The organism is Nitratireductor sp. GCM10026969, from assembly GCF_042660605.1.
GTDB lineage: Bacteria > Pseudomonadota > Alphaproteobacteria > Rhizobiales > Rhizobiaceae > Chelativorans.
Window position 1 is genome coordinate 19,809 of record NZ_JBHSUM010000036.1, and the last position, 16,504, is coordinate 36,312.

Genomic DNA, 16,504 nt, shown 5'->3' on the forward strand with positions numbered 1-16,504 from the left:
CTGCGGAGAACCCCCGGGCGGCCGGGAGCCCGTCGCCTATTTTTTTCGAGTCTCGAAACAAATATGCACAACAGCCACAATGACGCAATCCGCTCGTTCGGGTAAATAGCGCGGAATGGTCTCGGCGCTGTCAGGCGGGCGTTTTCTTCACATCGTGCCCGCATGCGCCTACCGTATCGGCGGTGAGTCGCAGGAGGTAACCGATGAGTTCGACGCAGACGCAGGCAACGGTGCTCATTCCGGGCAAGTTGCACCCGCACGCCGTCAGCCGTATCGAGGAGCGGTTTCAGGCGGTCAGGATCGAGCGGGGCGATGCCGCGCTGCTCGACGAGGAAGCCCGCCGCGCCGTCAGGGGCATTGCTTCCGCGACCGTCATCGACGCCGCGTTGATCGACGCTCTGCCCAATCTGGAAATCATCGCCAATTTCGGGGTCGGCTATGACGTGGTGGACGCCGCACATGCTGGCGCCAGAGGCGTGATGGTGACCAACACTCCGGACGTATTGACGGAAGAAGTCGCGGATACGGCCATTGGCCTGCTCATCAACGCCGTGCGCGAGCTGCCGCGGGCGGAGGCCTATCTGCGGGCAGGGCGCTGGTCCCGGGAGGGGGCCTATCCGCTCACCCGCGGATCCCTGCGGGGGCGCAGCGTCGGCATCTTCGGCATGGGACGAATCGGCCGCGCCATCGCCCGCCGGATCGAGGCGTTCGGCCTGCCGGTCAGCTACCACAACCGGCGCCAGGTCGAGGACATCGACTACCGATATTATCCCACGCTTCTCTCTCTGGCAGAGGCTGTCGACACGCTGATCTCCGTGGCGCCGGGCGGCACGGCAACCGAAAAGGCGGTGAACGCCGATGTGCTTGCAGCACTCGGTCCCGAGGGCGTCTTCGTCAATATCGGGCGCGGCAGCACTGTCGACGAGGAGGCGCTCGCCGACGCGCTCCGCTCCGGCACGATTCTCGCCGCCGGGCTCGATGTCTTCGTCGACGAGCCGAACGTGCCGGAGGCGCTCATGGCCTGTGAGAACGCTTGCCTGCTGCCGCATGTCGGCTCGGCCTCGGTCCATACACGGCAGGGCATGGCCGACTTGACGGTCGACAACCTGATTGCCTGGTTCACCGAGGGGAAGGCTCTGACGCCCGTGCCGGAAACGGCACATGTGGGGCAGAAGCGCTAGCGCGCGCTGCCATACAATCGCCAAGCAAGTTTGCGTTAACCATGTTCAGCGAAGATGCATGTCGCGTATCGAACGAAGGGGCAAAGACGTGAAGCTTGCAGTTTCCGGAGTCGCGGCCGCAGGGTTGCTGGCGCTTCCCTTTGTCTTCGGTGACGCGGAGAGCGGCAGCGGGCGTGTCTCAAAAACGCCGGACCGGCAGGAAACCCTGTCGAGCTACCGGCTCACCGTTCCGGGCGGGGACGACACTTGCACGGTCGCCAAGGGCGAGATGCTGGGTGGAAGCCGCGCCGAACTGGAGATGGCGGGCAATTGCACCACCTTGCTGCCGCGTCTCAAGGAGGCGCGGTACTGGAAGGAGGGGGCCAATGGCGACGTGATCTTCGCCGATGCCGATGGCCGCGTCATCGCCGAATTCTATGCCGCCGACGGCGTGGCCTACGAGTCGGTCAAGCCGGCCGCACCGCCGATGGCGCTTACCGCGCAATAGCCTCCCGATCCGTCCGTGCCCGGGCATGGGCCCGCACAGCGTCGCCGAAAGCGGCGAAGATCCGCTGCGAGGCGTCGTCGCTTGCCGCCCAGTATTCGGGATGCCACTGCACCCCCACGGCGAACGCCTTGGCACCTTTCACGGAAACGGCCTCGACCGTCCCGTCTGGCGCCACCGCTTCCACCGTCAGGTTCGCGCCCAGCCGGTCGATGCCCTGGCGGTGGACCGAATTGACCCGAACTTCGCCCACTCCGAAAACGCCGGCCAGGCACGTCTCCGGCTCGATGCGCACCGGATGGCTGATCGCGAAGCGCGCGTCCTGGGAATCGCTTTCCGGCGCACGGTGGTCGAGCACACCCTCGCGTTCCTGGATCTCGCCGGCGACGGTGCCGCCCAGAGCCACGTTCAGTTCCTGAATGCCGCGGCAGATCGCCAGCAACGGCACACCCTTCTCGAGTGTCTTGCGGATCAGCGGCAGGGTGGTCGCGTCGCGCCGCTCGTCATAGGGACCGTTCTTCTCGTCGGCCTTTCCGCCATAGTGTGCAGGGTGCACGTTCGACTTCGCACCGGTCAGCATGACGCCGTCGACCGAGGACAGCAGTGCGTCGAAATCGAGCCGCTCGCCGAAGGAGGGTATGAGAACAGGGAAGACCCCGGCAGCCGAGAGCGCGGCTTCGAGATACTGGTCCGGGGTGGCGTGCCAGTCGTAGTTTTCGAACGCCTTCACGTCGGTGGAAACGGCGACAAGGGGCTGCTTCATTTTCGTTTTTCCTCGGTGCTGCGCAGCACACATCTAATCGCGCCGGCCCGGCTTTCCAACCGGATTCGATCAGCGGAAATCCGGCGTTGAAGCGCCGGGCGGGCAAACTGGACTTGCCTGCCCGTGCGTGTATTGATACGCGCCCGGCATCGGGGAGGATGGCGATCGCCAGTGCGCTCCGGTGCCCGTCACATCTCATCTCACCATTCGGGAGGTTTTTCATGGATCGTCGTTCGTTCATCAAGAAGGCTGGATTGGCAGGCGCGGCGGCAAGCACACTCGCCGCTCCGGCCATCGCCCAGGAGAATCAGACCTGGCGCATGGTCACCACCTGGCCGAAGAACTTCCCGGGACTGGGTGTCGGCGCGCAGCGCCTGGCCGACCGCATCACCGCCGCCTCCGGCGGGCGGCTGACGATCCAGGTCTATGCGGCGGGCGAACTGGTACCGCCGCTGCAGTCGCTGGATGCCGTGATCGACGGCTCGGCTGAGATGTCCCACAGCGCTGCCTATTACTGGCAGAACAAGAGCGCCGGGCTCTCCTTCTTCACCGGCGTGCCGTACGGCATGACCTCGCGCGAGCTGACGGCCTGGGTGCGCCACATGGGCGGCCAGGAGATCTGGGACGAGATCTACGACCAGTTCGGCGTGCAGGGCTTCCTGTCCGGTGACACCGGCACGCAGGCGGGCGGCTGGTTCCGCAACGAGCTTACGGGCGTCGATTCGATCCAGGGTCTGCGCTTCCGTACCCCCGGTCTCGGCGGCCAGGTGTGGGAGAAGCTGGGCGCGTCCGTGACCAACATGGCTGCCGGCGAGATCTTCCAGGCGCTGCAGTCGGGCACGCTCGACGCGGCGGAGTTCGTCGGCCCCTACAACGACCTGGCGCTCGGCTTCTACCAGGTCGCCAAGAACTATTACTTCCCGAGCTTCGTCGAGCCGGGCCTTGCGACCGAGCTGGTGGTCAGCAAGTCCAAGTACCAGGAACTGCCTTCCGACCTGCAGGCCATCATTCGCGATTGCGCGCAGGCCGAATACGACAACGTCGCCGCCGACTTCGCGGCCAACGACCCGCGCGCGCTGCAGACGCTGGTCGATGAGCACGGCGTCAATGTCCTGTCGTTCCCCGACGAGATTCTTGAAGCCGGCGCCAACGCCGCCAAGGAGATCATGCAGGGGCTCCTGGATTCCGACGATGCGCTGACGAAGAAGACCGCCGAGAGCTTCGTCGCCTCGCTCAACATCGTGCGCCAGAAGACGGAGGGAACCGACTCGCCCTTCATCCAGGCGCGCGAGAAATACTTCCACATCTGATCGCGTGGGATTTCCGACACGCAGGGCCCGGGGTTCCCGGGCCCTTTTTCATGCCTCAGCGGTAGATCGCATCCGGCAGCCAGGTGGCGATGGCCGGCACGAGGAACATGATCGCGATGGCAACCACCTGCAGGGCGACGAAGGGGATCGCACCCCGGTAGATCGTCGTCGTCGAGACACTGCCCGGGGCGACGCCGCGCAGATAGAACAGCGAGAAGCCGAAAGGCGGCGTCAGGAAGCTCGTTTGCAGGTTGACGCCGACCAGCACGCCCAGCCACACCGGATCGACATCGAGGGCCAGCAGGATCGGCGCGGTGATCGGGATGACGATGAAGATGATCTCGAACGTGTCGAGAATAAAGCCGAGCACGAACATGATCAGCATCACGACGGCCACCGCCATCAGCGTGCCGCCCGGCAGGCCGGTCAGAAACTCGTGCACCAGGTTGTCGCCGCCCATCAGCCGGAACACGATGGAGAAGACCGCCGCGCCGAACAGGATGATGAACACCATGCAGGTGATGCTGGCCGTGGCGGTCACCGATTCCTGAAGAACCTTGAAGGACAGGCGCCAGCGCAGGGCCGCCAGAACGAGCGCGCCGACGGCGCCCACGGAGGACGCCTCGGTCGGCGTGGCGATGCCGCCGAGGATCGAGCCCAGGACGGCAACGATCAGGAGGAGCGGCGGAATCAGGGTCGTGACGACCTCGCCGAGGAGCTTTTTCCGGTCGCCGTCCTCGACGGGGGTGGCCGGGCAGGAGGCCGGCTGGAAGACGGCCTTGAAGATCATCCACGCGAGATAGAGCCCCACCAGCAGCAGTCCCGGCAGCAGAGCGCCCGCAAAGAGGTCGCCGACGGAAACGGGCGCGGGCGCGAAATTGCCCTTTTCCATCTGCACCTGGGCGTTGATGCCCGACAGCATGTCGCCCATGAAGATGAGCACCGTGGAGGGCGGCACGATCTGCCCCAGCGTGCCGGACGCGCAGATGACGCCGCTGGCCAGCTTCGGATCGTAATTGGCGCGCAGCATGGCCGGCAGCGATATCAGCCCCATGGTCACCACGGTCGCGCCGACGACCCCGGTGGAGGCGGCAAGCAGCGCGCCCACGACGATGACGGAGATGCCCAGCCCGCCGCGCAGGTTGCCGAACAGCCTGCTCATGGTCAGCAGCAGTTGCTCGGCGATCTTCGAGCGCTCGAGCACCACGCCCATGAAGATGAAAAGGGGCACTGCGACCAGCACCTCGTTGGTCATGTAACCCAGATAGCGATTGGCCAGGCTGCCGAAATTGGAGGGGTCGAAGACGCCCAGCCACATGCCAACGAGGCCGAACATCAGCGACACGCCTGCAAGGGTGAACGCGACCGGAAATCCGAGCAGGAGGAAGCCGATGATGCCGAAGAACATGAGCCCTGACAGGAGCTCGCCGAGAAGGACCGGATCCATCAGACTGCCGTCTCCTGTCGCTTCTGTTCTTCACTCTCGTAGCGCAGGTTTTCCGGCAGCAGTTCCTCGTTGCCGGTAAGCACGAGGATCGACCGCAGCGCCATGGCGATGCCCTGCAGACCCACCAGCACGGCAAAGCCGAGGATGAAGGTCTTCAGGATGAAGAGGCCGGGCATTCCGCCGACATTCGCGGACCCCTCATAGATGCGCCAGGAGCGCGCGACGAAGGGCCACGCATAGACGAAGACGACCGTGCAGAACGGCAGGAGGAAGAAAATGACGCCGATGAGATCGACGATCGCCTTCCGCCGCACGCCGGCCGGACGATAGAAGACATCGACGCGCACATGGTTGTTGCGCAGCAGCGCAAAACCCGCCACGGCGGTGAACATGGCGCCGTTCAGCCAGATATAGAGGTCACGCATCCAAAGGATGCTGGTTGCGAAGACGTAACGCTGCACCACGACGGTGAAGCAGACGAGCACGATGGCCAGGGAGAGCCAGGAAAAGACATGGCCGATCACCGCGTTTAATCCGCTTATCGCGCGGACGACAAAAGCGATCGCACGCACCGAATCACCCTTCCCGGGCGGCAGTCCGCCGTCGCCCGGCCCTTCTTCCAGACATGTCCTGCTCCGACATTTCCCCGTTTTTCTTGTTGATGACCCCGCCTTGCGCGGGTGTCACGACGTGCCGCTCTCTCGGCTTGGCGCGGGTATTTAGCAGCTTTGTGCTGCGGGCAAAAGTGATGGCGTGCGAAACGCGGTCGTTTTCGCCGAAAGGGTCGAAGGCCTGCTGCAGCCGGTGTTGCGGCCCGAATGGAGAGCTTTGCACAGCCAGATTCGTTCGCTATGCGTGGGTTGCGCAAAAGAAACGGTCGCTACCGGCTGGCGAAATTCCTTCGTCTTGCTCTTTTCGTGCGGCGTCCAATTTGATTTGATTTAATGGCGTTCCAGGACAAGACTGAACCGGAATCTCGGACGGCGCGCCGGATTGTCGCGACGGGTTCGGGCAAGGAAGTCGTCGCAGTGATCCGGGGCGCTGACGGAAGCGCACGCGGTGGAAAAGCGGCCCGCTGCCCGTCGCGACCACGCTCCGTCGAGGAGGACACAGATGACGCTTCACCAGGTCTCGCTCGGCGACAAGTACGATCTCGCCAAAGAGCGGATCTTCGTCTCCGGCGCCCAGGCGATCGTGCGCATGCTCCTGATGCAGCGCGAGCGCGATCGTAGAGACGGGCTGGACACGGCCGGTTTCATCTCGGGTTATCGCGGCTCCCCGCTGGGCGGCCTCGACCTGCAGTTGTGGAAGGCGCGCGAGCAGCTTTCGCAAACCAACATCATCTTCCAGCCGGGGCTCAACGAGGAACTGGCGGCGACGGCGTGCTGGGGCGCTCAGGAGACGGAACTTCTGGGCGAGGGCCGGCATGACGGCGTCTTCGCGCTCTGGTACGGGAAGGGGCCGGGCGTGGACCGTACCAGCGACGTCTTCCGCCATGCCAATCTCGCGGGTTCCTCCAGGCATGGCGGGGTGCTGGCCCTGATGGGCGACGATCACACCGCCGAATCCTCCACCGTCGCGCACGCCAGCGAATTCGCCTTCGTCGACACGATGGTGCCGATCCTCAACCCGGCTGGCGTACAGGAACTCATCGACTACGGGCTGTACGGCTATGCCCTTTCGCGTTTCGCCGGCACCTGGACGGCGATCAAGTGCGTCAAGGACAACATCGAATCGACGGCTTCGGTCGACGTGGCGCTGGAGCGGCTGAAAATGGTTCTGCCGGAGATCGATATGCCGCCGGGTGGCCTGAATATCCGCATGGAGGTCAACCAGCTCGGCCAGGAGGAACGGCTGCACGACTACAAGCGCGCGGCCGCCGCGGCTTTCGTGCGCGAGAACGGGCTCAACCGCATCGTCTTTTCCGGCGGACGCAAGCCGAAGATCGGCATCATCACCGTCGGCACGAGCTATCTCGACGTGCGCCAGGCGCTGGCCGACCTCGGTATAGACGAGGCGCGGGCGGCGGCTTTAGGGCTGCGGCTTTTCAAGGTTGCCTGTCCATGGCCGCTCGACCTCGAGCACATCAAGGATTTCGCGCGCGGCCTGGAAATGGTGATCGTCGTCGAGGAGAAGCGCTCGCTTATCGAGGTGCAGGTGCGCGAGGACCTCTACGGCACGTCCATGCAGCCGACCGTGATCGGCAAGAAGGACGAGCGCGGCCGGCGGCTCTTCCAGGCAATGGGCGCCCTCGATCCCAACGAGATCGCCATTACCATCGGCGAGCGCATCCTGAAGGTGATCGGCCCCTCGGAGGAGATCGCAGCGCGCGTGGCGCGGCTGCGCCAGTTCCAGGCGATGCTGGCAGACACGCACGATGTCGCGGTGCGCCGGCCGCATTTCTGTTCCGGCTGCCCGCACAACACCTCGACGCGGCTGCCGGAGGGTTCCATCGCCGGCGGCGGTATCGGCTGCCATTTCATGGCGTTGTGGATGGATCGCGGCACAGTCGGCTTCACCGCCATGGGCGGGGAGGGCGCGCAGTGGATCGGCCAGGCGCCGTTCTCCAAGCGCGAGCACTTCTTCCAGAACCTCGGCGACGGCACGTACAACCATTCGGGCTCGCTGGCGATCCGCTTCGCGCTCGCCGCGGGCGTCAATATGACGTACAAGATCCTCTACAACGACGCCGTGGCCATGACCGGCGGCCAGCCGCACGAGGGCGGGCTGACCATGGAAATGATCGCCGATCAGGTGCGTGCCGAGGGCGTCAAGCGCATCGCCGTGGTCAGCGACGAGCCGGAAAAGTACGAAGGCGTCATGCGCTTCCCGCCCGGCACCACGGTCAGCCACCGCGACGATCTCGACCAGGTGCAGCGGGACCTGCGCGAGGTGAAGGGCGTTTCCGTTCTCATCTACGACCAGACCTGTGCCGCCGAGAAGCGCCGCCGGCGCAAGCGCGGCACCTACCCGGACCCGGACAAGCGCGTGATCATCAACGAGCTGGTCTGCGAGGGGTGCGGCGACTGCGGCGTGAAGTCGAACTGCGTATCCGTGCAGCCGGTCGAGACGGAGTTCGGCCGCAAGCGCCGGATCGACCAGTCGAGCTGCAACAAGGATTTCTCCTGCGTGAACGGGTTCTGCCCGTCCTTCGTCACCGTGCACGGGGCAAAGCCGAAGAAGATGAACGGCGCGGCGGGGGACGCCGATCCGCTTCTGGGCGTGCCGGAGCCGCGGCTTTTCCCGCTCGAGGCGGGCTGGGCCGGCATCGTGGACGGCATTGGCGGGACCGGGGTGGTGACGATCGGCGCCGTTCTGGGGATGGCCGCCCACCTTGAAGGCAAGGGCGCCGGCATCATCGACATGGCGGGGCTGGCCCAGAAGGGCGGCGCGGTCTATTCGCATCTGCGCATCGCCCGCACGCCCGCCGACATCAGCACGATCCACGTCCCCGCCGGCAAGGCCGACCTGGTTCTGGGCTGCGATCTCGTCGTCTCCGGTGCGCGCAAGGTCCTGGCCACCGTGCGCGAGGGCCATACGCTGTTCATCGCCAACACGGCGGAAATCATGCCCGGCGACTTCGCCCGCTCGGCCGATTTCCTGCTGCCGATCGAGCGGCTGAAGAAGGCGGTGCGCAAGGCGGCGGGCGAGGAGCAGGCACATTTCTTCGATGCCACCCATGCGGCCACCGTCCTGTTCGGCAACGCCATCGGAGCCAACATGTTCATGCTCGGCATGGCCTACCAGCTCGGCGGCCTGCCGGTCTCGGCGGAGGCCGTCGAAAAGGCCATCGAGTTGAACGGCCAGGCCGTCTCCATGAACGTCGCCGCCTTCCGCTGGGGACGACGTGCCGCCCACGACCCACGGCACGTCTGCGAGATCATCGAACGCTCCGCACCGACCGAAGGGCATGCGCCCGCCCGTGACCTCGACGAAATCATCCGCCGCCGCGTGGAATTCCTCACCGCTTATCAGGATGCGGCCTATGCCGAGCGCTACCAGGACCGCATCGAACGCATGCGCCGGGTGGAGAAGGAGACCGCCGGAGGCTCCACCACCGTCACGGAAGCGGCTGCGCGCAACCTTTTCAAGCTGATGGCCGTCAAGGACGAATACGAGGTGGCGCGGCTTTACACCGACGGCTCCTTCCAGCGCCAGCTTGCTGCCGAGTTCCAGGGTTACGACCGGTTGGAGTTCCACCTCGCGCCGCCGGTGTTCGCGCGACGCGATGCGGAAGGGCACTTGAAAAAGGCAAGCTACGGCCCGTGGATGCTCAAGGCGTTCGCTCTGCTGGCGCGCCTGAAAGGTCTGCGCGGCACCTTCATCGACCCCTTCGGCTATACGGCGGAACGGCGCATGGAGCGTGCGCTGTTAGCGCAATACGAGGCCGATCTCGATCTGATCGAGAAGCGGCTGGCGCCCGACCGCCTGGAAGCGGCGGTGGCGCTCGCATCGGTGCCTTCGCTCATTCGCGGCTTCGGCCATGTGAAAGAAGCCAGCATAAAGAGGTCCGAGGAGGAGCGTGCGCGACTTCTCGACCGATTGAAAAGGACCGATCCCGATCCGGTTCTGCAGGCCGCGGAATGACCGCTGCAGAGGCAAAGAACTCAATCTTATCAGCTATAAAGCTTTCTTAATCCGGCTGTGCGATTGCTGGCACGGCAAACGGGTGTGCACTGTGAAAACGAGCAAGTCGGACATCTCTGAAGCCGTCTACGTGGGCTACATCCGATCCCTATTCCAGGATGTCGGCGTGCTGCCCCTCGGCGCGGCGTGTTTTGCGCTGGTGTCGCTGCTGCTCTACCACAAGACAGGCGGACTGGTTTACCTGATCTTCGCCGGGCTGCTCCTGTTCGCCGGGACCTTCCGCTACTACCTGATCAACCGTATCGATCCTCAGCAGATATCGGATTACGAGTCCGCGCTCTATTGGGAGCGGCGCTACGTGCTGTGGGGAACCCTGCACGGTCTCGTCGTGGGAAGCTTCGGGCTGGTCGCCATGGTCTGGGGCGATAATTCCTTCAGCGAGCTCGCCGCGTTATCCCTTGTTCTGGGTGGCACCATCACCGTGGCAGGCCGCAATTACGGGTCGCGCAAGATGGTGACGATCCTCACGCTCGCGCTGGTGGCACCGCTGGCGCTGGGCCTGATGCTGAAAGGGGATATCTATCATTTTGCGCTGGGGCTCTTCATCGTTCCCTTCATATTCATCATCATGAAGATGGCCGACCTGGTACGCACGGTCCTGTTCACCGCGATCAGCGAGGAAAAGCGCTCGGCAAGCCTCGCCAGGCGCTTCAACCGCGCCTTGAACACCATGCCCCACGGCCTGCTCATGTTCAGCCCCGAGGGCCGGATCGTGGTGGCGAATGCGCAGGTCGTGGAGTTGATGAGCTTCCGTTCCACCAAACAGATGCTGGGCCGTTCGCTGAAGGCGCTGTTGTCGCGCGGCGTGGCGGCGGGCCTGATGGAGCGCAAGGATGTGCAGTTCGCCGAACAGCAACTCACCCGCGCCATGCGGGAGGGGCGCGACAGGAAGGTGCTGCTGCGGCTGACCGATGGCCGCCATCTCGAATTTTCGGCGCGGGAAGGCCGCGACGAACTCGGCGTGCTCACCTTCGAGGAGGTGACGAGCCGCATCGAGGCGGAGGAGCGGGTCCGCTACATGGCGCGGTACGACAGTCTGACCGGCCTGCCGAACCGGGCCTATTTCAACGAGATCGTCACCGAATTCATGGAAAGCAGCGATCCCGCTCGCCTTTGCGGGCTGGCGGTTCTCGACCTCGACGATTTCAAGAGCATCAACGACACGCTCGGCCATCCCGTCGGCGACGGTCTCATCTACGCGGTCGCCGACCGGCTTTCCTCATTCGCCGGCGACGACGTCAAGGTGAGCCGTTTCGGCGGCGACGAGTTCATGATCTTCTTCAACCGGCTGGAGGGCGAGGACGATCTCGTCCTGCGTCTGGATGCGATCTTCGAGAAACTTCGCGGCGACGTTGATGTGGCAGGCCACCAACTGCGGGTTCAGCTCAGTGCGGGCGCGGTCCTGGTCAGGGCGGACAGTGACGATGTCGGGGCGATGATCGTCAAAGCCGATCTGGCGCTCTACACTGCGAAGGAGCAGGGCAAGAACAACTGGCGCCTCTTCGAAACGCAGATGGATGCGGCATTCCGCAGTCGGCAGACGCTCAAGGCGGACTTGAGAAGCGCCATCGAGGCTCAGAGCCTGCGCGTCGTCTTCCAGCCGATCATCGACGTCCGGACCATGCAGATTTCGGGTTGTGAGGCATTGTGTCGCTGGGACCATCCGGAACTGGGGCCGATCTCGCCGGCCGAATTCATACCGCTTGCCGAGGAGATGGGGATCGTCTCCGAAATCAGCACCATGGTCCTCAACGTCGCCTGCCGTGAATGTGCGCGCTGGCCCGAACACCTGCGTGTCTCGGTCAATCTGTCGGCTCGGGATTTCCATTGCAGCTCGGTGGTCGACAAGGTCCAGCAGATCCTGTCCAAATCGGGCCTCGCGGCGGATCGCCTGGAGCTGGAAGTGACCGAAACCGCGCTGCTCGATGACAAGGCCACCACGCGGGTCTACCTGGAAGAACTCAAGAAACTGGGGGTGACGATCGCTCTCGACGATTTCGGCACGGGCTATTCCAGCCTGAGCTATCTGCACACATTGCCGCTCGACAAGATCAAGATCGACGGCAGCTTCCTGGTCGACGTGACACGCAACGAGCGCTCGCTGCGCCTTTTGACCGGTGTGGTGGACCTGTCGCGCAATCTGGGCCTCAGCGTCACCGTCGAAGGCGTGGAGACGTTCAGCCAGTTGAAGATCTTGACGAAGAAGGTGCACCCGGACCTGGTGCAGGGCTTTCTGTTCGGTTCGGCGCTGACGGCCTCCGGCATCGAGACGATGTCCGACAAGAGCTGGACCTTCGGCGGCAATACGCGAACCGCTCTCAACCCCGCATCGGCCTGAGTGCACGCACCCGATTGCTCCCGGAAGCGACCGCAGTTTGCCACAATTTGGCGTTAAGGTTAACAACCGGTTAACAATCTGATCGGGAATTTCAGCTTTACACGATAAGTCGATCGATTACCTTCGGGGGCACTGGTGGGGACCAGATCATAGTGGGACGACAATGAGCTCTATGCTTTCTTCCGCGGGGAAGGAGAAAGGCGTTGGGCGGTCTCTCGACACGCGCTCCTCTGTCTTTCTGCGCAATGTCATGGACCTGCTTGAGCGCACGGAGTACCGGCGCTGCGAGACCGGGGAAGATCTGGAGGCGATCTTTCGTCTCCGCTACCGCTCTTACCGGCTGCACGGTTTCGTTGCCGAATCGGCGCAAGGGCTGACGCGCGACGAGATGGACGATGCGCCCAACGCATATAATTTCGGTGTCTTCATAGACAGCCAGCTGGTCGCCACCGTGCGTCTGCACCAGATCGACCGGGACTCTCCTTTCGGCCCGGTGATGAAGGCCTTCGGCGACGTGATGAAACCGCGAATCATGCGCGGCGCGACTTGCATAAACGCCAGCATGTTCGCCGCCGATCCCGATTTGACGTCGGAGTTCCGGGCGCTGCCCTACGTGGCCATGCGCCTGGTGGTGGTCGCCTACGCCCACTACAATTCCACTTACTGCGCCGGCCTCATCCGGCAGGAGCATACCGCGTTTTACAGGCGCGTCTTCGGAGCGCATCAGTCGGGTCCGCCGCGCGCCTATCCGCCCATCAGCATTCCGCTGATGCTGTACGAGGCCGAGTGCGCCAAGCAGTTCGGCCGTACGGTCGCGCGCTTCCCCTTCTTCCGCTCCACGAAATCCGAGCAGCGCCTGCTTTTCGACAAGGACGGCGACGTTCCGGCGCTTACGGTTCTTCCGACGGCGAAATATTCCGCTATCGCTGCCTGATTCCCGTCCCCGACGGCGCCGAAATGCAACGCCATCGGTGCCTTGTGCATTGAACGCAACGGCAAGTCGCCATACACCCGAACTGTCACGCATAGGTTTGGGACATCGCTGCGATGCGTGGCCGAACGGGATCGCCACTGGCGGAGCCGGCCATGGCAGAGGAGAGGACAACATGATGTACGACTTCGCGCTTGCGCCGCTGATCGCGCTCATCGCCGGCATTCTCATCCTGATCATGCCGAGGCTTTTGAACTATATCGTCGCATTTTATCTCATCATCGTCGGCGTTATCGGGCTCTTTCCGGGCCTCGCCGGATAAGCCCTCTGCTCAGGGGGTGCCGGCGCGGTCGGCAGCGACGGAAGTCCGGGGCAGAACGAGGGGATGGAAATGAGACGAGCGATCCGGCCTCTGCTGCTCGCCGTCACCCTCGCGGCAGGCCTTGTGCCGGCGGCGGGGGGCGCCCAGGAGAGGGTCCTGATCGCCAATCTCGCCTCGCGCACCGGCCCGTTCGCCGCGAGCGCTACTCCGATCATGAACGGCCAGCGCGACTACATAACGCTTCTCAACGAGCGCGACGGCGGGCTCAACGGGATCACACTCCACTACACCGAATGCGAGATCGATGGCCGCCAGGCGGCTGCGGCGTGTTACGAGAAGGCACGCGCGGATGCACTTCTCGTGCTGCCCGGTTCCACGGGTGCGATGCTCGAGATCCTGCCGAAGGCGAACGAGGACGAAATTCCCCTCCTGTCTTCGGGGGACGGTCCGTCGTCGATCGCTGAAGGACGGACCTTCCGATGGGCGTTCAACCCGCCCGCCTCGTACTGGGACGGCGTATCGATGATCTTGCGCCATGTGTCCGACGGGGAGCCGAACGCCCTTCAGGGCAAGACGGTCGCCGCCCTGCATCTCGACAGCAGCTTCGGCCGGGAGCCGCTGGCGCTGTTGAAGCATCTTTCCGAACAGCACGGCTTCAGGCTGCTCTCCGTTCCCGTGAGCCTGACGGAGATGCAGAACCAGTCGGCGCAGTGGCAGCGTATCGACCGCGCACAGCCGGATTTCGTGCTTTTGTGGGGACGGGGACCGATGAATGCCGGTGCGATCGCCGGGGCCCTGGAGACCGGCTATCCGATGGACCGGATCATCGGTATCTGGTCTTCCGCCGACGCGGCGGCATTGCAGCGTTTCGGCGATGCCACTGCCGGCTATCGCGCCGTCACCTGGAACCGCCCCGATGCCGGCGCACCGCTGTTGCGCGACATCCGCAACCATGTGGTGGCGCCGGGCAAGTCACTGGCTGATGCGGCGGGAGGCGAACTGGAAAGCGTCTTCTACCAGCGCGGCCTGATCATGTCGGCGCTCGCGGTGGAAGCGATCCTCGCCGCCCAGGAGCATTTCGAAGAGCGCCTGCCTGGCCCGGAGCAGGTCCGCTGGGGCCTGGAGAACATCGCCATGGATGCTGGGCGCCTCGAGGCGCTGGGCCTTACCGGCATGGTTGCGCCCTTCGAGACGCGCTGTGCCGATCACACGGGGCATGGCGGCGGCTGGATGCTGCGCTGGAACGGCAAAGCCTTTGTCGTGGCTTCGGACCTGCTCGAGGCCGACCGCGGTGTGCTCGCGCCGCTGGAGCGACAGAGCGCCGAGCGCTTTGCGAAGTCCGATGTGGCCCAGCCCGAGGACGATGCATGCCGGCCTTGAAGCGGTCCCCGGGATGTCTGCCGATAGTTCGGATTGCCCCCGGTGCGTTTGAAAGCTTGTGATTTCCGGCGGAATTGACGGCGGATCAGACACGGGAACTGCGGATGCGTCGATGCGCCCATTGCTCTTGGCGGCCGTTTTCGCTATTCCCTCCGCCAGTCTACTTCCCGAGGGGCTATGCGATGGCAGACAAACAGCCGGAAGGTCCGGCCGAGACGGGTGCGGAAATGGATTACGCGGAGCACGAGCGCACCTACAACCTCTTTCTGACGATCAGCAAGTACACCTGTCTGATCGTTGCCGCGACGCTGATCGCCATGGCGTTCGGCTTCTTCACCGCGGCAGGTTTCATCTCAAGCACCATCCTCTTCATCCTCATCTGCGCGCTCGGCGTCTGGATTCTGCGTTAGGCGTGGGACATGGGGCCCGCCGCGGCGGGCCTTCGTGTGGGGGATGTCCAACGACAAGGAACAGACGGTGGGACAGACGATATTTGTTGGTCGAGAGCGGGCTGCTGGCGAGGGTCGTGTTGCGGCATCGCCGGACACGGTGAAGCGGCTTGCCGGTCTTGGCTTTTCGGTTGTGGTCGAGAAGGGTGCGGGGGTTGCCTCGCGCATTTCCGATGCCGAGTACGAGCAGGCCGGGGCGAAGGTCGGTGCGGCTTCCGATGCCGGCAAGGCCGACGTGGTCTTGAAGGTGCGGCGGCCGGAGGCGGCCGAGGTCAAGGGCTACAAAAAGGGCGCGGTGGTGATCGCCGCCATGGACCCCTACGGCCACGAGGGCGAGGTTGCGGCGCTGGCGAAGGCCGGGCTGACGGCATTCGCCATGGAGTTCATGCCGCGGATTACCCGGGCGCAGTCGATGGACGTTTTGTCCTCGCAGGCGAACCTGGCCGGCTACCGGGCGGTGATCGATGCAGCAAGCGAGTATGACCGGGCGCTGCCGATGATGATGACGGCGGCGGGCACGGTGCCGGCGGCGAAGGTGTTCGTGATGGGGGCCGGCGTTGCCGGGCTTCAAGCCATTGCCACGGCGCGGCGTCTGGGCGCGGTGGTCTCGGCGACCGACGTGCGGGCGGCGGCGGGCGAGCAGGTGGCCTCGCTCGGGGCCAAGTTCGTCATGACGGAGGCGCTGAAGGACGCCTCCGGCGAGGGCGGCTATGCGCGCGAATTGACGGACGAGGAGAAAAAGGCTCAAGGAGAGCTCGTTTCCGGGCACATCGCCAAGCAGGACATCGTGATCACCACGGCGCTGATCCCCGGCCGGCCGGCGCCGAAGCTGGTGTCGGCCGAGATGGTCAAGTCCATGCGGGCCGGCTCGGTGATCGTCGATCTGGCGGTCGAGCGCGGCGGCAATGTGGAGGGCGCCAAGCCCGGCGAGGTGGTGACGACGGCGGGCGGGGTGAAGATCCTCGGCCATCTGAACGTGCCGGGCCGGGTGGCGGCCTCGGCCTCGCTTCTTTATGCGCGCAACCTCTATGCCTTCCTGGAGACGCTGGTCGACAAGGAGAAGGGGGCGCTTGCCATCGACTTTGACGACGAACTGGTCAAGGCGACGCTTCTGACCCATGAGGGCAAGGTGGTGCATCCGAACCTTGCCGAGGCGGCCTCGGCGGCCGGCGGAGCGAAGGGCGGCGCGGCGAAGAAGCCGGCGGGCGCATCCAAGAGGGGCGCATCCAAGAGGGGCGCCGCCAGGACCGGC

13 protein-coding genes are annotated in these 16,504 nt (G+C 64.6%); 10 read left to right on the forward strand and 3 right to left on the reverse strand.

The window, feature by feature from the left end:
- Positions 1–203 precede the first annotated feature (203 nt).
- Positions 204–1,181 (forward strand): 2-hydroxyacid dehydrogenase, encoded by a 978-nt coding sequence (locus tag ACFP9U_RS10305; protein WP_378621125.1) that lies wholly within the window; start codon positions 204–206, stop codon positions 1,179–1,181.
- Positions 1,182–1,269: 88 nt separating this feature from the next.
- Positions 1,270–1,668 (forward strand): AprI/Inh family metalloprotease inhibitor, encoded by a 399-nt coding sequence (locus tag ACFP9U_RS10310; protein ID WP_378621127.1) that lies wholly within the window; start codon positions 1,270–1,272, stop codon positions 1,666–1,668.
- Here the strand turns inward: ACFP9U_RS10310 and ACFP9U_RS10315 are convergent.
- On the reverse strand, positions 1,655–2,428 hold the full coding sequence (locus tag ACFP9U_RS10315; protein WP_378621128.1) for a gamma-glutamyl-gamma-aminobutyrate hydrolase family protein: 774 nt from the start codon (positions 2,426–2,428) through the stop codon (positions 1,655–1,657). The two genes, ACFP9U_RS10310 and ACFP9U_RS10315, sit on opposite strands and share 14 nt — an antisense overlap.
- 221 nt (positions 2,429–2,649) lie before the next feature.
- Between ACFP9U_RS10315 and ACFP9U_RS10320 the strand changes: the two genes are divergently transcribed.
- The gene (locus tag ACFP9U_RS10320; protein WP_378621130.1) at positions 2,650–3,738 is read left to right on the forward strand and encodes a TRAP transporter substrate-binding protein; all 1,089 of its coding nucleotides are present in this window, start codon (positions 2,650–2,652) and stop codon (positions 3,736–3,738) included.
- A gap of 55 nt (positions 3,739–3,793) precedes the next feature.
- On the opposite strand, the gene ACFP9U_RS10325 is transcribed toward ACFP9U_RS10320, so the two are convergent.
- Complete coding sequence (locus tag ACFP9U_RS10325) at positions 3,794–5,185, reverse strand: TRAP transporter large permease (RefSeq protein ID WP_378621131.1); 1,392 nt, start codon at positions 5,183–5,185, stop codon at positions 3,794–3,796.
- The gene (locus tag ACFP9U_RS10330) at positions 5,185–5,757 is read right to left on the reverse strand and encodes a TRAP transporter small permease subunit (protein WP_378621133.1); all 573 of its coding nucleotides are present in this window, start codon (positions 5,755–5,757) and stop codon (positions 5,185–5,187) included. The genes ACFP9U_RS10325 and ACFP9U_RS10330 overlap by 1 nt, the downstream gene beginning before the upstream one ends.
- A gap of 541 nt (positions 5,758–6,298) precedes the next feature.
- On the opposite strand from ACFP9U_RS10330, the gene ACFP9U_RS10335 reads away from it, so the two are divergent.
- The 7 genes from ACFP9U_RS10335 to ACFP9U_RS10365 all read left to right on the forward strand — a co-directional run.
- Positions 6,299–9,772: an indolepyruvate ferredoxin oxidoreductase family protein gene (locus ACFP9U_RS10335; RefSeq protein WP_378621134.1), complete on the forward strand. Its 3,474-nt coding sequence runs from the start codon at positions 6,299–6,301 to the stop codon at positions 9,770–9,772.
- 91 nt (positions 9,773–9,863) lie between these two features.
- On the forward strand, positions 9,864–12,170 hold the full coding sequence (locus ACFP9U_RS10340; RefSeq protein ID WP_378621136.1) for a putative bifunctional diguanylate cyclase/phosphodiesterase: 2,307 nt from the start codon (positions 9,864–9,866) through the stop codon (positions 12,168–12,170).
- A 172-nt stretch (positions 12,171–12,342) separates the two neighbouring features.
- Positions 12,343–13,104: an N-acyl amino acid synthase FeeM domain-containing protein gene (locus ACFP9U_RS10345; protein ID WP_378621137.1), complete on the forward strand. Its 762-nt coding sequence runs from the start codon at positions 12,343–12,345 to the stop codon at positions 13,102–13,104.
- 175 nt (positions 13,105–13,279) lie between these two features.
- Positions 13,280–13,423, forward strand: coding sequence for a DUF3096 domain-containing protein (locus tag ACFP9U_RS10350; protein ID WP_378621149.1), 144 nt, complete (start codon positions 13,280–13,282; stop codon positions 13,421–13,423).
- A gap of 69 nt (positions 13,424–13,492) precedes the next feature.
- Complete coding sequence (locus tag ACFP9U_RS10355) at positions 13,493–14,803, forward strand: ABC transporter substrate-binding protein (protein WP_378621139.1); 1,311 nt, start codon at positions 13,493–13,495, stop codon at positions 14,801–14,803.
- 182 nt (positions 14,804–14,985) lie between these two features.
- A complete protein-coding gene (locus tag ACFP9U_RS10360) occupies positions 14,986–15,213 on the forward strand; it encodes an aa3-type cytochrome c oxidase subunit IV (protein ID WP_378621141.1) in 228 nt (75 codons plus the stop codon).
- 67 nt (positions 15,214–15,280) lie between these two features.
- Positions 15,281–16,504: Re/Si-specific NAD(P)(+) transhydrogenase subunit alpha (locus ACFP9U_RS10365; RefSeq protein ID WP_378621142.1), on the forward strand; the 1,224-nt coding region annotated here is incomplete at its 3' end.